Annotated in this window: 20 protein-coding genes; 14 read left to right on the top strand and 6 right to left on the bottom strand. The window is 42.9% G+C overall.

Features of this window, described 5'->3' with window-relative positions; genetic code table 11:
• Positions 1–7: 7 nt before the first annotated feature.
• Positions 8–562, bottom strand: a complete 555-nt coding sequence (locus CYAN7822_RS19815; RefSeq protein ID WP_013324036.1) for a phycoerythrin subunit beta — start codon at positions 560–562, stop codon at positions 8–10.
• Between the two features lie 155 nt (positions 563–717).
• Entirely contained in the window at positions 718–1518 is an 801-nt protein-coding gene (locus tag CYAN7822_RS19810) for a pentapeptide repeat-containing protein (protein WP_013324035.1), read from the bottom strand.
• A 199-nt stretch (positions 1519–1717) separates the two neighbouring features.
• Between CYAN7822_RS19810 and CYAN7822_RS19805 the strand changes: the two genes are divergently transcribed.
• Both CYAN7822_RS19805 and CYAN7822_RS19800 read left to right on the top strand, forming a co-directional pair.
• Complete coding sequence (locus CYAN7822_RS19805) at positions 1718–1984, top strand: toxin-antitoxin system HicB family antitoxin (protein WP_013324034.1); 267 nt, start codon at positions 1718–1720, stop codon at positions 1982–1984.
• Between the two features lie 21 nt (positions 1985–2005).
• Positions 2006–2596, top strand: coding sequence for a phycobiliprotein lyase (locus CYAN7822_RS19800; RefSeq protein WP_013324033.1), 591 nt, complete (start codon positions 2006–2008; stop codon positions 2594–2596).
• On the opposite strand, the gene CYAN7822_RS19795 is transcribed toward CYAN7822_RS19800, so the two are convergent.
• The 3 genes from CYAN7822_RS19795 to CYAN7822_RS19785 all read right to left on the bottom strand — a co-directional run bounded on the left by CYAN7822_RS19795 (position 2593) and on the right by CYAN7822_RS19785 (position 4936).
• Positions 2593–3345, bottom strand: coding sequence for a phycoerythrobilin:ferredoxin oxidoreductase (locus tag CYAN7822_RS19795; protein ID WP_013324032.1), 753 nt, complete (start codon positions 3343–3345; stop codon positions 2593–2595). The genes CYAN7822_RS19800 and CYAN7822_RS19795 overlap by 4 nt on opposite strands.
• A 111-nt stretch (positions 3346–3456) precedes the next feature.
• A complete protein-coding gene (locus tag CYAN7822_RS19790; protein WP_013324031.1) occupies positions 3457–4185 on the bottom strand; it encodes a 15,16-dihydrobiliverdin:ferredoxin oxidoreductase in 729 nt (242 codons plus the stop codon).
• Positions 4186–4273: 88 nt separating this feature from the next.
• Positions 4274–4936 (bottom strand): HEAT repeat domain-containing protein, encoded by a 663-nt coding sequence (locus CYAN7822_RS19785; RefSeq protein WP_013324030.1) that lies wholly within the window; start codon positions 4934–4936, stop codon positions 4274–4276.
• A gap of 111 nt (positions 4937–5047) precedes the next feature.
• On the opposite strand from CYAN7822_RS19785, the gene CYAN7822_RS19780 reads away from it, so the two are divergent.
• The 11 genes from CYAN7822_RS19780 (at position 5048) to atpC (ending at position 14060) form a co-directional block, all read left to right on the top strand.
• Complete coding sequence (locus CYAN7822_RS19780) at positions 5048–5626, top strand: globin family protein (RefSeq protein ID WP_013324029.1); 579 nt, start codon at positions 5048–5050, stop codon at positions 5624–5626.
• Positions 5627–5878: 252 nt separating this feature from the next.
• Positions 5879–6757 carry a phycobilisome linker polypeptide gene (locus CYAN7822_RS19775; RefSeq protein ID WP_013324028.1) on the top strand — a complete coding sequence of 293 codons (879 nt, stop codon included), beginning with the start codon at positions 5879–5881 and terminating at the stop codon, positions 6755–6757.
• Positions 6758–6855: 98 nt separating this feature from the next.
• Positions 6856–7623, top strand: a complete 768-nt coding sequence (locus tag CYAN7822_RS19770; protein ID WP_013324027.1) for a phycobilisome rod-core linker polypeptide — start codon at positions 6856–6858, stop codon at positions 7621–7623.
• Positions 7624–7887: 264 nt separating this feature from the next.
• The gene (locus CYAN7822_RS19765; RefSeq protein ID WP_013324026.1) at positions 7888–8421 is read left to right on the top strand and encodes a phycobiliprotein lyase; all 534 of its coding nucleotides are present in this window, start codon (positions 7888–7890) and stop codon (positions 8419–8421) included.
• Positions 8422–8423: 2 nt separating this feature from the next.
• Positions 8424–9044, top strand: a complete 621-nt coding sequence (locus CYAN7822_RS19760) for a chromophore lyase CpcT/CpeT (protein ID WP_013324025.1) — start codon at positions 8424–8426, stop codon at positions 9042–9044.
• Between the two features lie 35 nt (positions 9045–9079).
• Complete coding sequence (locus CYAN7822_RS19755) at positions 9080–9385, top strand: hypothetical protein (protein WP_013324024.1); 306 nt, start codon at positions 9080–9082, stop codon at positions 9383–9385.
• A 121-nt stretch (positions 9386–9506) separates the two neighbouring features.
• Entirely contained in the window at positions 9507–9737 is a 231-nt protein-coding gene (locus CYAN7822_RS19750) for a hypothetical protein (protein ID WP_013324023.1), read from the top strand.
• Positions 9738–9785: 48 nt separating this feature from the next.
• Entirely contained in the window at positions 9786–10670 is an 885-nt protein-coding gene (locus CYAN7822_RS19745) for a HEAT repeat domain-containing protein (RefSeq protein ID WP_013324022.1), read from the top strand.
• Between the two features lie 137 nt (positions 10671–10807).
• A complete protein-coding gene (locus CYAN7822_RS19740) occupies positions 10808–11890 on the top strand; it encodes a cyanophycinase (RefSeq protein WP_013324021.1) in 1083 nt (360 codons plus the stop codon).
• A gap of 185 nt (positions 11891–12075) precedes the next feature.
• The gene (atpD, locus tag CYAN7822_RS19735; protein WP_013324020.1) at positions 12076–13527 is read left to right on the top strand and encodes a F0F1 ATP synthase subunit beta; all 1452 of its coding nucleotides are present in this window, start codon (positions 12076–12078) and stop codon (positions 13525–13527) included.
• Positions 13528–13643: 116 nt separating this feature from the next.
• Positions 13644–14060: an ATP synthase F1 subunit epsilon gene (atpC, locus tag CYAN7822_RS19730; protein ID WP_013324019.1), complete on the top strand. Its 417-nt coding sequence runs from the start codon at positions 13644–13646 to the stop codon at positions 14058–14060.
• A gap of 71 nt (positions 14061–14131) precedes the next feature.
• On the opposite strand, the gene CYAN7822_RS19725 is transcribed toward atpC, so the two are convergent.
• On the bottom strand, positions 14132–14443 hold the full coding sequence (locus tag CYAN7822_RS19725) for a 30S ribosomal protein PSRP-3 (RefSeq protein WP_013324018.1): 312 nt from the start codon (positions 14441–14443) through the stop codon (positions 14132–14134).
• A 94-nt stretch (positions 14444–14537) separates the two neighbouring features.
• Between CYAN7822_RS19725 and CYAN7822_RS19720 the strand changes: the two genes are divergently transcribed.
• Positions 14538–15488, top strand: a complete 951-nt coding sequence (locus tag CYAN7822_RS19720; RefSeq protein ID WP_013324017.1) for a glycosyltransferase family 10 domain-containing protein — start codon at positions 14538–14540, stop codon at positions 15486–15488.
• The last annotated feature ends 1 nt before the right edge of the window (position 15489 follow it).

The following is a 15489-nucleotide window of genomic DNA, read 5'->3' as shown; positions in this document are numbered from 1 at the left end:
AAACCTATTAGCTGAGGGCAGCAATAACGCGATCAAAGTAGCTTGCCGCTTCAGCCGCTAAAGCGGAGCAGTCGCCTTGGGGAGTTTCCATCTTGCGGAACTTGCTGGTTCCTTCGTACATTTTGTTAGTATTGGTGATGTGAGCAACCGCAATTGCTTTCATGATTCCAACAGCACGAGCGGCAGATTGGAGGGGTACACCTAAAGCGATATAGGTTTCTTTTAAACCATTCAAACAACGATCATCGAGAACGGAAGCGTCACCAGCCAATAAAGCGTAGGTTACATAGCGTAAGATGATTTCTCCATCTCTTAAGCAAGCCGCCATGCGACGGTTGGGGTAACAGTTTCCACCGGCTTGAATTAAACCACTGTTTTCGCAAATCATCCCAGCAACAGCATCAGAAACGGCGCAGCTTGCATTGCTTGCGATGGCGTTAACTGCATCAAGGCGCTTGTTGCCTTCAGCAATGAATTTTTTGAGTTCGGCGAGTTCAGCACCACCAATAGGTGCAGTTTTGCTATCGGCAGTTACTACTGCTCTGGAAAATGCGTCAAGCATTGAGTTCTCCTTAGAATCAGTTAAAATGATTTTTTTCTGGGCTGGTTGGTCTTTACGACTAACCGCTATTGAAGATAACGGCTCGCAGTGGCCTTTGTCTCAATTGTGAGAAACAAATTAACAATTTGTAAATTTTCTGACAAAGTTTAAGTTACCTAAGACACCAAATCACACCCTAGACTTTGGGCTGTATTGCAGCGAGTGAAAGGGTTCCAGGTTCCTAACTCTTGCGCCGGACGACTGCACAACATGGCTTTTGTTTCTTGAGTTAATCCCTGTGCTAAGGTAAAGTCTGCCCCGGCTAAATTTTGAATTTGCTCTAAGTTAGCCTCGGTTAAGTCGGCGGCTCGTAAATCTGCCCCCTGCAATTCCACCCCAATTAAACGCGCTTTACGTAAATAAGCCCCTGTGAGTAATGCCCCCTGAAGATTAGCGCCGCTTAATGCCGCATCTTCTAAGTTAGCTCCGGTTAAGTCTGTCCCACTTAAATAGGCTCCCCGCAGGTTAGCTCCTCTGAGGTCGGCATTTCTCAGGTTAGCGGTACTGAGAAAGGCTCCGTTTAGGTTGGCTTTTGGCCCCACTGCGCCCGAATTTCTGTAGTTGTATCCTTCTGGCCACACTGTCTGAGAATCATAGCGGGCTAGTTGTATTTTTGCTCCTTCGAGTTGAGCCTCTTTTAAGCAGCAGCCCTCTAAATTGGCGCGGAATAAGTAAGCGTCTTGTAGGTTGGCCCCTTCTAAATTGGCTTTGTTGAGGTTTACTCCTCTTAAGTCTGCCCCACTTAAGTTAGCTCCTTTCAAGTTGGTTTGGCTTAAGTTGGCTCCGATTAAGTTAGCGGCGCTTAAATCGGCGTTGGATAAGTCCATGTTAGCTAGGTTTATTCCCTGTAGGTTCGCTTTGGCTAAGTTTTTGCCCTCAGAAAGCGCTTTGGTGATTTCATCGGCAGTGATGGTCATGGTGTTATGAATTGTTAAAATTAATTGTTTTTTTTTGACAAATGTGCATTATCTAGCTTGCGTAGGATTGCTCTGTTCGTATAGCTGCACCGTTGGTGGGTGGCAGTGCCTAAAGAGTTTACCTTTAATGATGTTGGGCTATTGATTTATTTTCGAGCATTTGTGTATTTTCTCTCCATACTAATCAGTTTAGAAGACTATGAACAAGAAGAACAAAACAACTGAGCTACATCCTTTAGAGGTAATGACTAATATTGAAGATGCGCGGCGACTTTGGCTTGAAACCGCTTACCAATATGGTGATAATATTCCTATTGATGATCAATACAGTGGTCGAGTATTATTAAGAATGCCGCGCTCACTTCATCGGAAGTTAGTAGAAGGTTCAGAGCAAGAAGGAGTTAGCTTAAATCAGTTTCTCGTCTGTCTTTTAAGCGAGGGGATAACACAATATAAAATTAAATAATAAAGATGAGGAGCAAGAAAAATGTCAGTTATAGCCCCCATGACCATGATCGATTTTTTCCGTAAAAGTGAGGGAACATGGTTTTCTCAAAGAGCCGTTCATCACTTTAGTTCAGCCGCCGATGAATCGGGAGAATCTAATCTTATTATTAAAGTTTTAGACAAAAATGACCCCAGTGTGCTTGAGGTTTGTTTAGAGCAAGGCGTTGATCCGGCCTTAGCATCTAGTGGCGCAACTTTTATGTGGCAAGGCAATACAAAAGATGGAGAACCTAACCCCAATTATGCCGCTACTCTGGTAGATATTCCCGACACAAATAATCCCCGTTATGGCAAATTTTTACGCAATAAAGGTTATGTGGAAGGAATTCCGGTGGTGGGAATTTATCATTTTGCTGAGGATGGAGTGTTGACCATTAATACAGAATATGAAAAAAATCAAGGTCAAGAGCGCTGTTGGTTTGTCACTGATGATTTTCGCGTTCGAGTCAGTACGGTTAAATTAATGAATGGGGTTAATTTAATGACTTATAGTTCTGAGCGGCGCTGTGTTTTGCCTTCTCAGTTAGAAGAAATGGTCGAAAGAAATCGCCAGAGAGCCTTATTGTCTTAAATTGTCAGCAAAGGTTGTTTAAGATAGCGCTCTAAATCAAACAAAAACCCGTGTATGTATTCTTCTGTCCATTCTGGGCCATAGAAACGGGTAAACATCCCCCTGGCGGGATCTTTGTCCGCACGATAACCAATATAACGCCGTTGCGCGGCTAAAATCTCCTCGAGTTGCTCTGGGTCATTCACCGCTTCTGCTTGTTCGACAAATTCCAGATAAGCGCCTAGATAGTCTTTAAATGCGTCAAATACCCGGGTTTCTACCATTTCAGTTTCTTGGGGACGAGTCCACAAAAAGGCCGGAGAAAAGAACGGTTTAGCGTCTTCTGGGAAGTCTCCCCCCCAAGGTAAATGCTCTTGATAAGCCTTAAAGATGGGTAAAATGGGATCGCTATATTTATGCTGGTAAGCGGCATCATGAAAGAGCGGCTGCATATCCAAGGCGATCAAATGTCCACCCGGCAAGGTCACTAAATCCGCCCCAAAAAACGGTAAATCATAATTTAAATCGGGAAAAATGACAAAATTAAGAACTTGTAAAGCATTTCCCCCTTGAACATGAGCCGCACGAATTTGTCGCAGTTTGGGAGCTTGATAAGCGTAGCTAGTGGTAATAACTGTCTCCTGTTTTTTTCCCTTGCCGCTTAGTTCTTCTTTTCGCTCAAAACCCGCAGGGATAGGATAAGGTGTTAAAGAGAGTTTTTCACTCAGCAAAGCGATCGCATAATCTAAAAAAGGCTGATAAAGAGTCATAAGAATTTAGGCGAGTTAGAGTAATATTTATGAAAGTCCCCCTTAATAAGGGGGATTTAGGGGGATCAGAATTTTTTTTACCTGTCGGGTAAAGTTAATGATTTCTACATTTTATTTAGCCGCTACCGCCAAAGGAACAGCATCTTCAAATAAGAACTCATAAAGAAAACGCTCTGCCCATTCATGACCAAAATAACTACTAAATAAACCCGAAGCCGGATCGCGTTCTGCACTGTATTGGTCGTAATCTTTTTGAGCTTCCATAATGCGCTGAATCTTGCTCAGTTGAGTAATTGGCTCGGCTTTTTCCTGTAATTGCCAATACAGGGAAATATAATCTTGAAAAGCGGGAAATAACCTTTCTTTTACGGTTTTAGCATCGGTCTTGGCAAAAAGTATATATTTAGAAAAATATTGATTAGCATCATAAAATTTCATGGGTAAATTTTGTGCTAAATCTTGATATTTTTCCCATAACGGGCGCATTGTTTCAATATATTTTTCTTGATAATCGGCATCCTTAAATAAAGGCTGAAAATCCAGTACCACTAAATTTTTAACCTGACCAAAAGTTAAAAAATCAATGCCTAAAATCGGTAAATCATAATTGTAACTAGGATAAATCACACTATTAAAAATTTGAGCAGTTTCTCCCGCGTCAATGTAAGTGTAGCGGATTTTCCGATATTGGGGACATTGATAACACGAACTTTGAATCGTAGCCGGGTTCCTGCCTCGTTCGCTGACCTTATAGTCTAACCCGGCTGGAATGGAGCGCTCGACTACCTCAAAGCGAGTTAAAATCTCTTGTTCTAAAAACGCCTGAAACTGCTGATACATAAGGGATGTATAGATACATTAGCCGAAACTTAGCTTATCGGAACTTACTTACCCCTGTATCGTTTTCCTGAGACAAAGTAATATTTCTTTAAATTTCTGCCAATTTTTTTAAGGCGGCTTCGGCCACTCGATGATCCACATCTTTACTCAGGTAATGCAAGGCAGATTGAGCTTGAGAGCGATCAAAATGACCCAATGCGTCAATCACTTTCACACGCACACGCCAAGACGGATCATTGACTTTTGATAAAATTTGTGTTAAAGCTTCTTGCTGTTTAGGGGTGTTGGCCAATAAACATAAAGCATTGACACAAGCCTCTTGCACAGATAACTCTTCTTCATTGACTCCCAAAGTACACACTTCTAAGAGTGCTTGAGGACAATTCAATTCTGCCAAAGCCGCAATGATACTACAACGAACTAGCCAATGATCATCTTGGTAAAATGTCGCCACCAGATGAGACACAGAAAGTTGCTCAAACAACGAGAGAGAATTCGCCGCTTCGGCTCGCACATGAGGGTCAACATCAAACTTCATCATCTCTAATAAAGCCGCAAAAGCTTGCTCTGTCCTCTGCTTTCCCAATGCCATCGCCACAAAAGAACGCACTAAATACTCTTTTTCTTGTAATTGACTCAACAGTAAAGGCATGGCTATCTCTGCCTCATAATTTTTTAAGGCTAAAATGGCTTGGAGTCGTTCCATTGGGTCAGGATTAGCTAACTCGGCTTTTATTTGGCTTAGTTGCATGGCAAGTTGTAGTACATAATTAACTATTAAGCTTACTTTACTGGAGAGCTATCTTTTTGGGAAGATGAAAACTAAGACCCTTCAAGGGCAACCCACTATAGTCAATAATCTATGCTATTAACTGAAAGAGCTAAACAATTAATTCCCCTCTCAAGAATTGTCGGTTTTGAAACTTGGCAAAATACTCATAATGCCAGCACCCTAGCAATTTTTCAGCAGGCTGATGAAGAAGGGCGTTATCTGAGTGATGATGAGTTAGAACAAATTAAAAATCTTTCTCCTAACAGCAGTCATTTAATTGAATCTGCTCGACTGTTACGAGACCAAGCCCAACAAATCGTCGACTCAGCTAGACAACAAGTTTTAGCTCAATATCCTGGCATTACTGAAAATGGCGGCGATTTATATCCCCCTGAACGGGCACAAGCTTGCTGGCGCGATTTTTGGCATTTTCTGCGCTGTATTAGCTATGGCATTGCCGGTCAAACCATACCCTTTACTCGTGCCGAAGGGTTGAAAAATATGCAGTTACTTTATCAAGAATTAAAAGTTCCTCTAGCAGCTATGATTAGCGGATTGGAAAGCCTGAAAACCTCTAGCTTGCAGCAATTTAATGCTCCCGAACAACAAGCATTAAGTCCCTATTTTGACCATTTAATCGAGTCTTTAAGAAAATTTGCCTATGTCTAAAGATAGAGAAAGGATTGATAAATTTTCTAGATAGAATTGCTTCAAAACTATTAGAAGCCCTAAATGTTACAATTCTTTACAGAGTTTTCAGAAACGCGACAAAACATAGTAAGGTATAACGTTATACAAGGGTTAAGTTTTTCGAAATTTTAACCAGAAAATTGATTTTTTCGTTTCTTAAAGTTTGTTGAATTTCAAAACAAACCTTAGCAATCATCTCATCCGAAACCTACTTATCTAGGAGATTTTTTAATGGTTTTTGGACCAGCATCCGAATTGGGTGTCAGTCTATTTGAAGACACTCCCCCCATAGAACTGACTCCGGGACGTTCTCTAGAAGAAGTTGAGATCGTCATTCGTGCCGTTTATCGGCAAGTTCTTGGCAATGCTTACGTGATGGAGAGCGAACGGGCAACTGTTCCCGAATCCAAACTCAAGCAAGGAGAACTCAGCGTCCGGGAATTTGTACGGGCCGTGGCCAAATCTGACCTGTATCGTTCTCGATTTTTTGAGACTTCCCCCCGCTATCGGTTTATCGAACTGAACTTTAAGCATCTTCTCGGTCGCGCTCCCGATGACTTAGAAGAAATGAGAAAACACAGCACTATCTTAGATACAGAAGGATTCGAGGCCGAAATAGATTCTTACCTAGATAGTGATGAATATCAAAGTGCCTACGGAGAAAATATCGTTCCTTACTACCGAGGCTATAAAACCCAACCCGGTCAAGATATGGTCGGGTTTACTCATTTCTTTGCCCTCGCTCGCGGCGCTTCCTCGAGTGACTTCAAAGGGAGTCTTGCCGGTAAAGCACCTGTTCTCAATAAATACGTCATCCAACAATTGCCCATTCCCGTCATCCCCCCTTCTGGAGGTTCTGCCGGCGATGGTTGGTCATTCCAAGAACCCGCCGACACCGCTCGCACTCGTTTGGGTGCAGGTGCCGGAGATGATGGCAAAGTCTACCGCATCGAGGTCACCGGTTATAGCTCACCTGGAAAAGTTAACCGCATCTCTAAATACCGACGGAGCAACCAAGTGTATTTGGTTCCCTATAACAAGCTCTCTCAAGAGTATCAACGGATTCACCAACAAGGCGGAGTAATTGCCAGCATTACGCCGGTTAATTAATCTGAAGAAAAATTAGGAATTAGGGAGAAAACACGCTCCCTATTTTCTCAAAAATCATTTTCAAGCAATATTTGTTAGCTAGTTAGGAAATATCAACCATGACTATTGTATTAGATGCACCCATAGAACTACGTACTGCCAATGACCCTGAGCAATTATCAACCGTCATTCGTGCCGTTTACAAGCAAGTTTTAGGCAACCCTCACGTGATGGAAAGTGAGCGGCTAGTGAGTGCCGAATCTCAATTAACCAATGGCAATATCACCGTCAGAGAATTCGTGCGTCAAGTGGCTAAATCCGATTTTTATCGCCGCCGCTATTTTGAAGCTTGTACTCCCTATCGCTTTGTCGAACTGAACTTTAAACATCTTTTAGGACGTGCCCCCTCTTCCCAAGCCGAAGTATCAGAACATATCCGTCGCTCCATCGAGGAAGGATACGACGCGGAAATCGACTCTTATATCGATAGCCAAGAGTATCAAGACAACTTTGGAGACACCATTGTTCCTTATTACAAAGGCGCAAAAACCACACTAGGACAAAAGCAAGTTAACTATAACCGCACTCTGTCCCTGTATCAAGGTTATGCCGGAGTCGACAGTGCTTTTAGTGCTTCTCGTCTGGCCGAAGCCATCGCCACCAACAGTGGAAATAAAATTAAGTTGCCCAGTTCCGGTGGACGTTTGGGTGCTTATCAAGATGCCACTGAAAAAATGTTTAAAATCGTGGTTAAAGGCGCTAAGTTTGATGCCCCACGTCGCGTCAGCAATACAGAATATCTCGTATCAGGAGCGAAAATGACTCCTCAAATTCAGCATATTCATCGGGCTGGCGGCAAAATTGTTAGCATCACCGAAGTGGTTTAGTCGCTAACAAGTTCCTGACTCCCATCCATTCTTGCTTTGAAGCGTCAAAAAAATACAACTTTATCTCCTACTTTTTCTTAGATTTTTTCAGCCTCTTGCTGAAGCCCTCACACCCATTTTTCTAACTTGGTGATTTTTTAGTTATAGCAGTTGAAGCATAGGTTAAAATAGTCTCAATGGCTAAAAGCTAGTTACAGGCAAAATTTCCCTATTGCCTCTTTTCCCTTGCTTTTTGTCTATTGCCTATTGCCCCTTGCCTTTTGTATGGATATTACAGAATTTGTTGAACTTTCTCTAGGACAATGGCGCTCTCAACGGAGTGCCCATAATCTTGCTTTTAGTCATTTTGAACAAGTAATTTCTACCATTGATATTGTCTCTTTATCTCCAGAAGATCCAGCCGTAATCGCTTTATGTGAGTCTCATCACATCGAACCAAAATTGGCAATTCATCCCTTTCAAATGACCTGGGAAGGAGAGTCAGATTGGGAAGAAGGAGAAATCATCAAAGGAAGCACTATTCTAGTACCCATTAGCGACCCTAACGACCCAACAAAAGGTAAATTACTCCGAGATCAAGGCTATGCTGAAACCATTCCGGCTGTCGGCAATTATCATTTTAATGAAGAAGGAACTTTTATCTTACTGACTCCTTATGACCGGGCAATGGCAGAAGAAAGAATATGGTTTGCTTCTCCTAATCTTCGCTTTCGAGTTTCTTTGATTAAAACCAGTGGCGGAACCGGCGTGGTGACCGCTTCTTTTGCTTCAGAAATTCGCTCTTTAAACAAGGAATAAATATGAGCAATTCATTATTATTCACTTTTGCTCGTTGCCTGGCCGGAGATTTTAGCAATTCTCAACAAGCCTGGGAAAATCCCCAAAATTTTGCTCATATTCGGATTTTTTTCCGTCCTCTTCCCTTCGATTTTTTTGGAGGAATTGGTTTTTATTCAGAACAGACTTATGATTATGACCTCTGGAGTCCTTATCGACAAGGAATTCATCGCTTAGTTGAGCAAAAAGAACAAATTTATATTGAAAATTATGGCTTAAAAGATGCTTACCTTTATGCAGGGTCAGGTCATAATCGAGAAATTTTAGCAACCCTCAAACCCCATTGTATTGAACGTCGTTATAACTGTTCTATGGTATTTCGGCAGCAAGGGAACTTATGGCGAGGCAATGTAGAAGGAAATCAATGTTTGATTGAACGCAATGGAAAACAAACTTATTTAGTGAGTGAAGTCGAATTGACAGAAAACACATGGGTAAGTTTAGATAGAGGCATGGATATTAATACCCATGAACAAGTGTGGGGGTCTGTTCATGGACCATTAAGGTTTGAAAAACGAACCAGTTTTGCTGATGAACTTCCTCTGTTTAAAAACAGTGACCATCAGTGCTTTATCCCAGAGTAAATATTCCCAGTTCGTACTTCTAGGAGGAAGACCCTATGTTACCTCCAGTGGCTTGCCAAAAAATGAAAGCTTGGATTCGCAGCCGCCATTTAATTTGTTCAGGTAACTTTTTTATTTTTGAAACGTTAGACTGTTCAGCCCTTGAACGTTTTGAAAAATGTATTACAAGTCTAGGCGGCACATTAATTGCTGTCGAAATAAAAGGAAAAATTTGGATGGGCGCTCACCGGCAAGTCATTCTTTACCAAGCGAAGGCAAGTCTTCATCTGCCCCATCATGAATTAAAACAATATTGGTTAAAATATGGCTCTTTTTATACTAGATTTGATCAACGAATTTAGAAAAATTAAAAGAAAAAAAATTGGCCCAGAGGAACCGAATCTGAGACAATAAGAAATAAAGTTTTTAACGAATTTATTACCCCTAAAAAAAACCCTAACAAACTACACAAACATAAGCAATATGACTGAAAACACACAACTCACTGATCACGAGCCAATCACAGACCAAGAACTCGGCCAAGTCATTGCAGAACTCGAACAATATCGCGAACGTTTAGTCAATGAAACCCTCACCACCGCCCAACGAGCTAAATTGCCAAAAAATAAAGCTCTCGCTCAACTTGAGCCGCTCCTAGCCCAAATCGATAACCAACTGCAAATCCTGCGCGAGCAAAAAGCCAGCCATCATTAACAAGGAAACCGGCAGAAAATACAATTATGCAAGAGGTCTAACAATCTCATGATCACCCATATTGAGCGGCTGTCAGAGGAAGAAACCGACGCTCTACTACAGACAGTCAATGAACAAATCGTCACTGAAAGCTTTGACTCCCATAATCACCAACTGATTGCCCAAATGGTAGAGAGTTTAGGAGACTCTCGAGGAATGGTGCGGCTAGGGTTTGCCGAAGCCCTCGGAAAAGTCGGTTTACCGGCAGTACCATTTTTAGAAGAAGCCTTGGCAAATCATCCCGATGCAGTAGTACGCCGAGCCGCCGCTAAAACCTTAACCCTGATCGCCTCCCCCAGTGCAGTTCCCCACTTAATCCATGCCGTTTTACACGATGAGGATACAGTAGTAAAAAGCTCCTCAGTAGCCGCTTTAGCCAGAACCGGAGCCGAGGCCGTTCCTCCTTTATTAGAAATTTTGGCAAGCGAAGAACATCCCGAAAGTACCAAAGGCCACGCCGCTTGGGCATTAGCTTTTATTGGCTCCCAGGCTAAAGAGATTTGGTATAAAGAAATTCATTCCGAGTCTCCTGTGGTTAGGGCGGCGGTGATCGGAGCGATCGCTAAAATTGCTCAAGAAACCCCAGAAGAAAAGGCCTTTGACATTCTCATTAAGGCTTTGAGCGATGGCGATGAAACAGTTCGCACTGAAGCCGCAGCCGCTTTAGGTAACCTAGCCTATGAGCCAGCCGTGCCTCATTTGGTAGAATCTTTAGCTCATCTCGATGGAGAAACCCGCTCATCGGCGGCTCTAGCGTTAATGAAAATTGGCTCACCCACAGCCATAGTGCCGCTACAATCAGCCTTAAGCGTTGAAACTGAGCAAAAAGTTCAGCGAGTCCTCGAGTTAGCCATTTCCCAACTCCAGAAGCAATCAGAAGTTAGTCGTGAGTAGTTATTAAACGGAGCTACAACCAATATCTTCTTATAATTTGGCAAAGAATTCATCGAATAGAAGAATAAATAACAAGAGCTTCTTATTTTAAACCTAAAAATACTGATAAGTCCGGCTTAAGCCGAGAGGGTCTAACCATGAACTCAAAATTTTCTTTGAGGAAATCACAAGCCATTTTTTTGATGATCTCAATGGCTGTTCTGTATTGGTTTATGGGATTTACTGATTCTTCTGCAAGGGCAGAAGTTTGGCAACAGGCCAGTGGTTCATCAAAGGATGTCACGCCGACTTCTCTATCGGGTCCAGTTTATGATTTAGGAGGAGGTGGCCCTGATGTAGATTCAGCGATTCAACGGATGATTAACCAAGTTAGAGGTTGTCAAAACTGTTCAACAACAGTTGATGTGGTGGTGCTTCGTTTTCTTAACGACGGCGATCAAGAAGATTTTGACGACAGGGGAAAACAGCCAAATATTGAGAAGAACTACGCCGGTTACAATCAACCAATCTTGGCTATGAAAGGGGTAAATTCTGTAAGAACTATCGTCTTTTCTAATCCTGGTCGTGAGGAGGCAAACCAAGCCAAGATCGCTGACACCATTAAAAAAGCCGAGGTAATTTTCGTAGCGGGTGGAGATCAATGTAAATATACCCGTAATTTTCAAGGGACAAAGGTTAAAGCGGCAATTGAGTCAGTCATAGATAGGAACGGAGCTATCGGAGGGACTAGCGCAGGAGCAATGATCCAAGGGGAATGGATATTTAACTCTTGCTCAGATACGGTTACTTCTAAGGATGCCCTGAAAAATCCTTATGAAGACTTACTATTTACCTATGATTTCTTTCATTGGCCAAATTTACAACAGACGATCGTCGATACCCACTTTTCCCAAAGAGATAGAATGGGACGCAGCCTAGCTTTTATCGCGCGTCAACTCAGAGATGGAGAAACCGAGAAAGCTTGGGCGATCGCTGTAGATGAAGGTACATCCGTCGTCATTAATAAAGATGGGTTAGCCGAAGTGATGGGCGAAAATAATGTTTACTTTATTCTTGGCGATCATCAACCGGAAATTTGTGAACCCCAGATTCCCCTCAGCTTGAGAGACTACAAAGTTTGGCAATTAGCTTCAGGTGAAACTTTTGATCTGTTTAAGCCCCCAAGCGACAGCCGTAAAAAGCTAATCAGCGTTGATCAAGGGGAAATCTACTACGATTGAATGCCGCCCCCCTTCTCCTCAAGTGGCAAAAGTCAATTTTCCCAGACACCTACCGACAAAAAAAATCTCACGATTATCTCTCTCATACCCCAGAGGTGATAAGCTGAGAGGTGGCAAAATTTACAATACCTTACACTTTTTCCCCTATAGCGGAATTATAAGCTAACCTCCTAGTAAAGTTAAGCATGGTAGCTACAACAGAACAAACAGTTGGTAAAATCACTCAAGTCATCGGCCCTGTCGTTGACGCTGAATTCCCCAGTGGCAAATTGCCCAGAATTTATAACGCTCTGAAAGTCAAAGGAACAAACCCCTCCGGAGCAGAAGTTAACATCACCTGCGAAGTGCAACAGCTACTCGGTGATAACCAAGTGCGTGCAGTAGCCATGAGCAGCACAGATGGCTTATCGCGAGGCATGGATATTGTGGATACAGGAGCGCCGATTAGTGTTCCTGTGGGCAAATGTACCCTAGGCCGCATTTTTAACGTTTTAGGTGAACCCGTTGATGAAAAAGGACCAGTAAACGTTACGGAAACTTTCCCGATTCACCGTCCAGCACCTAAATTAACTGACCTAGAAACCAAACCCAAAGTTTTTGAAACTGGGATTAAGGTGATTGACCTTCTCACCCCCTACCGTCAAGGCGGAAAAATTGGTCTGTTCGGCGGAGCAGGTGTGGGTAAAACCGTTATTATGATGGAGTTGATCAACAACATCGCTATTCAACACGGGGGTGTATCCGTGTTCGGGGGTGTGGGCGAACGGACTCGGGAAGGAAATGACCTCTACAACGAAATGATCGAATCTAAGGTTATTAATTCCGACAACCCCGAAGAATCCAAAATCGCTCTCGTTTATGGTCAGATGAATGAACCCCCAGGAGCTAGAATGCGGGTGGGTCTGTCTGCTCTGACAATGGCTGAATATTTCCGCGATGTCAACAAGCAAGACGTATTGCTATTTATTGATAACATCTTCCGTTTCGTACAAGCGGGTTCTGAAGTATCCGCGCTCTTAGGTCGGATGCCTTCTGCGGTAGGATATCAGCCCACTTTAGGGACAGACGTAGGAGACTTACAAGAGCGGATTACCTCCACTAAGGAAGGTTCCATTACCTCGATTCAAGCCGTTTACGTACCTGCGGACGACTTAACCGACCCCGCACCGGCTACCACCTTCGCTCACTTAGATGGAACAACTGTATTATCTCGGGGCTTAGCTTCTAAAGGAATTTATCCGGCAGTAGATCCCTTAGACTCTACCAGCACCATGCTACAGCCAGGAATTGTCGGTAAAGAACACTATGATACCGCCCGGGCTGTTCAATCCACTCTACAACGATACAAAGAACTTCAAGATATTATCGCTATCTTGGGTCTAGATGAATTGTCAGAAGAAGACCGTCTAACCGTTGACCGGGCACGCAAAATTGAGCGCTTCCTGTCTCAACCCTTCTTCGTGGCTGAAGTGTTTACCGGTTCTCCTGGTAAATATGTCACCCTCGAAGACACCATCACAGGATTTAATAAAATTCTTGCTGGTGAATTAGACAGTCTCCCCGAGCAAGCTTTCTACATGGTCGGTAATATCGACGAAGCCATCGCCAAAGCTGAAAAGCTCAAAGCTAAATCATAGGAAACAGGCAACAGAAAACAGGCAACAGAGAGTAGGAAAACCGGTAATCGTTTAACTTACTCCTGTGGCCTGCGGCCTGCCTCCTGCTGACAATTAACCACTCACAACGAACAGCAATGACATTATCAGTGCGGATAATTACCCCAGACAAAATTGTTTGGGACGATGAAGCTCAAGAAGTGATTCTGCCTAGCACCACAGGACAATTGGGAATTCTGACCGGACACGCCCCCCTGCTGACGGCCTTAAATACCGGTGTCGTTCGCGTCCGCCCCTCTAAAGATTGGCAAGCCATTGCCGTGATGGGGGGATTCGCTGAAATCGAAAATAATGAGGTAAAAATTCTCGTCAATGCGGCTGATGTAGGCGTAAACATTGACAAAGAGGCAGCCCAAAAAGAATGGAGTGAAGCGCAAAGTCGTTTAGACGAAGCAACTCGCAGTGGGGAGCGCCAAAAGATCATTCAAGCTGAACAAGCCTGGAAACGAGCTAGAGCGCGTTATCAAGCCGCCGGCGGCTTTGTTCAAATTTAGGCAACAAGACCTGAAAAAAAACTCAGGGCAGAATTCTCATCTGCCCCGCAAATTTCCTTAAAAAGCTCAATTTAATTACTGCCGGTAAAGACGACTTCAGGAAATTTAGATTGAGCTTCAGGCATAGGAATACTTTTGCCTTGGTTACGTAAATCTTGCCAAAAATTGATCACTTCTGTGGCTTTGTTGAGAACGTCAATGCGCTCATTTTCAGAGATCCAATGTTTGGCCTCAAGCTCATCTTTTAATTGCTGCCAAGCATCATTTCGTGGCCAGAAAAAATAAGCGGTTAAGGGACTTGTGCCTTTACCCACAACGTGATCGACTGCAATCGCCACATTAGCATCTAACCAAAGCACTTTTAAAATAAATCTTGAATCCAATTATTCCTCCAAACAATATACTAACTTAGTATAGTCAACTGTACAATTCTCCATTTTACCTCAATTTCGAAGAATCATTCAACCCAATCAAAAGATGAGTAAAAAAATTGTAGGCATAATCAGCAGCTACCAAGGGCTGGGTCATCAAAGAGATTGGCTTTGGAAACAAACCCCCCATCCTTTCGGAGTATGGGGCAACATTCAAATGCTCGCCACAGCAGAGCAACCGGATTTTTTACTTTTGTATCAGTTTGATTTTCCTAAACCTCAACCCCCTAGCCCTTGGTGGAAAAGCTGGCGTAAACCCCCATCAGCCAAAGCGGCGGCTTTATCTTTTAAAAACGTTCCGATCGAGCGCCGAATTTATTCATTAAGAGAACCTCCCCTAGAGGAAGTGTTAGAAACCAATCAATATAACTACAGTTGTGCAAGTCAATATTGTGGTTATGTAACTGGGCCTGATGAGCTTGCCCCTAAACCGGATTATATGCCGGCTATTTGGTATGTCGGTAACACATTTCAAGAGCTAAATGAAATGAGTCCGCCGGAAAAAATTAAACCCTGTTGTTGGATTACTTCCGGAATAGATCGCACCGAAAATCATCGTAAGCGTCTAGCTTTTATTCAATTGCTCAGAGACAATAACATTGACTTTGATTTATATGGGCGAAATTTAGCGCCCAACTTGGGAGGATACGGCACACTGCAAAATAAATGGTATGGCATGGCCCCCTATTATTACAATTTGTCAATTGAAAATTATGCCGAAAATGACCTCTATGTGAGTGAGAAATTGTGGGATGCTTTGCTGGCTTGGTGTTTGCCCATTTATTATGGGGGAAGTGCCGCCGATAAATTATTGCCGCCGGGTAGCTTTTTGCGTTTGCCTAGTTTAGATGAGAAAGGACTAGCTTATATTAGAGAAGTAACAGCTAGTTTAGATGCTTGGCATGAAGCGAAAGCGGCCATTGCAGAAGCTAGACAAATTATCCTGCATAAGCTTAATCTCCTGGCATGGCTATCTGATTACGTCACTCAATTCTAAG

The sequence above is a fragment of the Gloeothece verrucosa PCC 7822 genome, assembly GCF_000147335.1.
In the GTDB taxonomy this organism is placed as follows: domain Bacteria; phylum Cyanobacteriota; class Cyanobacteriia; order Cyanobacteriales; family Microcystaceae; genus Gloeothece; species Gloeothece verrucosa.
This window is presented reverse-complemented; position numbering and strand designations above follow the sequence as displayed.

Bases quoted from the DNA above. Each gene is read 5' to 3' on its own strand.
- CYAN7822_RS19815 (WP_013324036.1), bottom strand. From the start codon at position 562: ATGCTTGACGCATTTTCCAGAGCAGTAGTAACTGCCGATAGCAAAACT.
- CYAN7822_RS19810 (WP_013324035.1), bottom strand. From the start codon at position 1,518: ATGACCATCACTGCCGATGAAATCACCAAAGCGCTTTCTGAGGGCAAA.
- CYAN7822_RS19805 (WP_013324034.1), top strand. From the start codon at position 1,718: ATGAACAAGAAGAACAAAACAACTGAGCTACATCCTTTAGAGGTAATG.
- CYAN7822_RS19800 (WP_013324033.1), top strand. From the start codon at position 2,006: ATGTCAGTTATAGCCCCCATGACCATGATCGATTTTTTCCGTAAAAGT.
- CYAN7822_RS19795 (WP_013324032.1), bottom strand. From the start codon at position 3,345: ATGACTCTTTATCAGCCTTTTTTAGATTATGCGATCGCTTTGCTGAGT.
- CYAN7822_RS19790 (WP_013324031.1), bottom strand. From the start codon at position 4,185: ATGTATCAGCAGTTTCAGGCGTTTTTAGAACAAGAGATTTTAACTCGC.
- CYAN7822_RS19785 (WP_013324030.1), bottom strand. From the start codon at position 4,936: ATGCAACTAAGCCAAATAAAAGCCGAGTTAGCTAATCCTGACCCAATG.
- CYAN7822_RS19780 (WP_013324029.1), top strand. From the start codon at position 5,048: ATGCTATTAACTGAAAGAGCTAAACAATTAATTCCCCTCTCAAGAATT.
- CYAN7822_RS19775 (WP_013324028.1), top strand. From the start codon at position 5,879: ATGGTTTTTGGACCAGCATCCGAATTGGGTGTCAGTCTATTTGAAGAC.
- CYAN7822_RS19770 (WP_013324027.1), top strand. From the start codon at position 6,856: ATGACTATTGTATTAGATGCACCCATAGAACTACGTACTGCCAATGAC.
- CYAN7822_RS19765 (WP_013324026.1), top strand. From the start codon at position 7,888: ATGGATATTACAGAATTTGTTGAACTTTCTCTAGGACAATGGCGCTCT.
- CYAN7822_RS19760 (WP_013324025.1), top strand. From the start codon at position 8,424: ATGAGCAATTCATTATTATTCACTTTTGCTCGTTGCCTGGCCGGAGAT.
- CYAN7822_RS19755 (WP_013324024.1), top strand. From the start codon at position 9,080: ATGTTACCTCCAGTGGCTTGCCAAAAAATGAAAGCTTGGATTCGCAGC.
- CYAN7822_RS19750 (WP_013324023.1), top strand. From the start codon at position 9,507: ATGACTGAAAACACACAACTCACTGATCACGAGCCAATCACAGACCAA.
- CYAN7822_RS19745 (WP_013324022.1), top strand. From the start codon at position 9,786: ATGATCACCCATATTGAGCGGCTGTCAGAGGAAGAAACCGACGCTCTA.
- CYAN7822_RS19740 (WP_013324021.1), top strand. From the start codon at position 10,808: ATGAACTCAAAATTTTCTTTGAGGAAATCACAAGCCATTTTTTTGATG.
- atpD (WP_013324020.1), top strand. From the start codon at position 12,076: ATGGTAGCTACAACAGAACAAACAGTTGGTAAAATCACTCAAGTCATC.
- atpC (WP_013324019.1), top strand. From the start codon at position 13,644: ATGACATTATCAGTGCGGATAATTACCCCAGACAAAATTGTTTGGGAC.
- CYAN7822_RS19720 (WP_013324017.1), top strand. From the start codon at position 14,538: ATGAGTAAAAAAATTGTAGGCATAATCAGCAGCTACCAAGGGCTGGGT.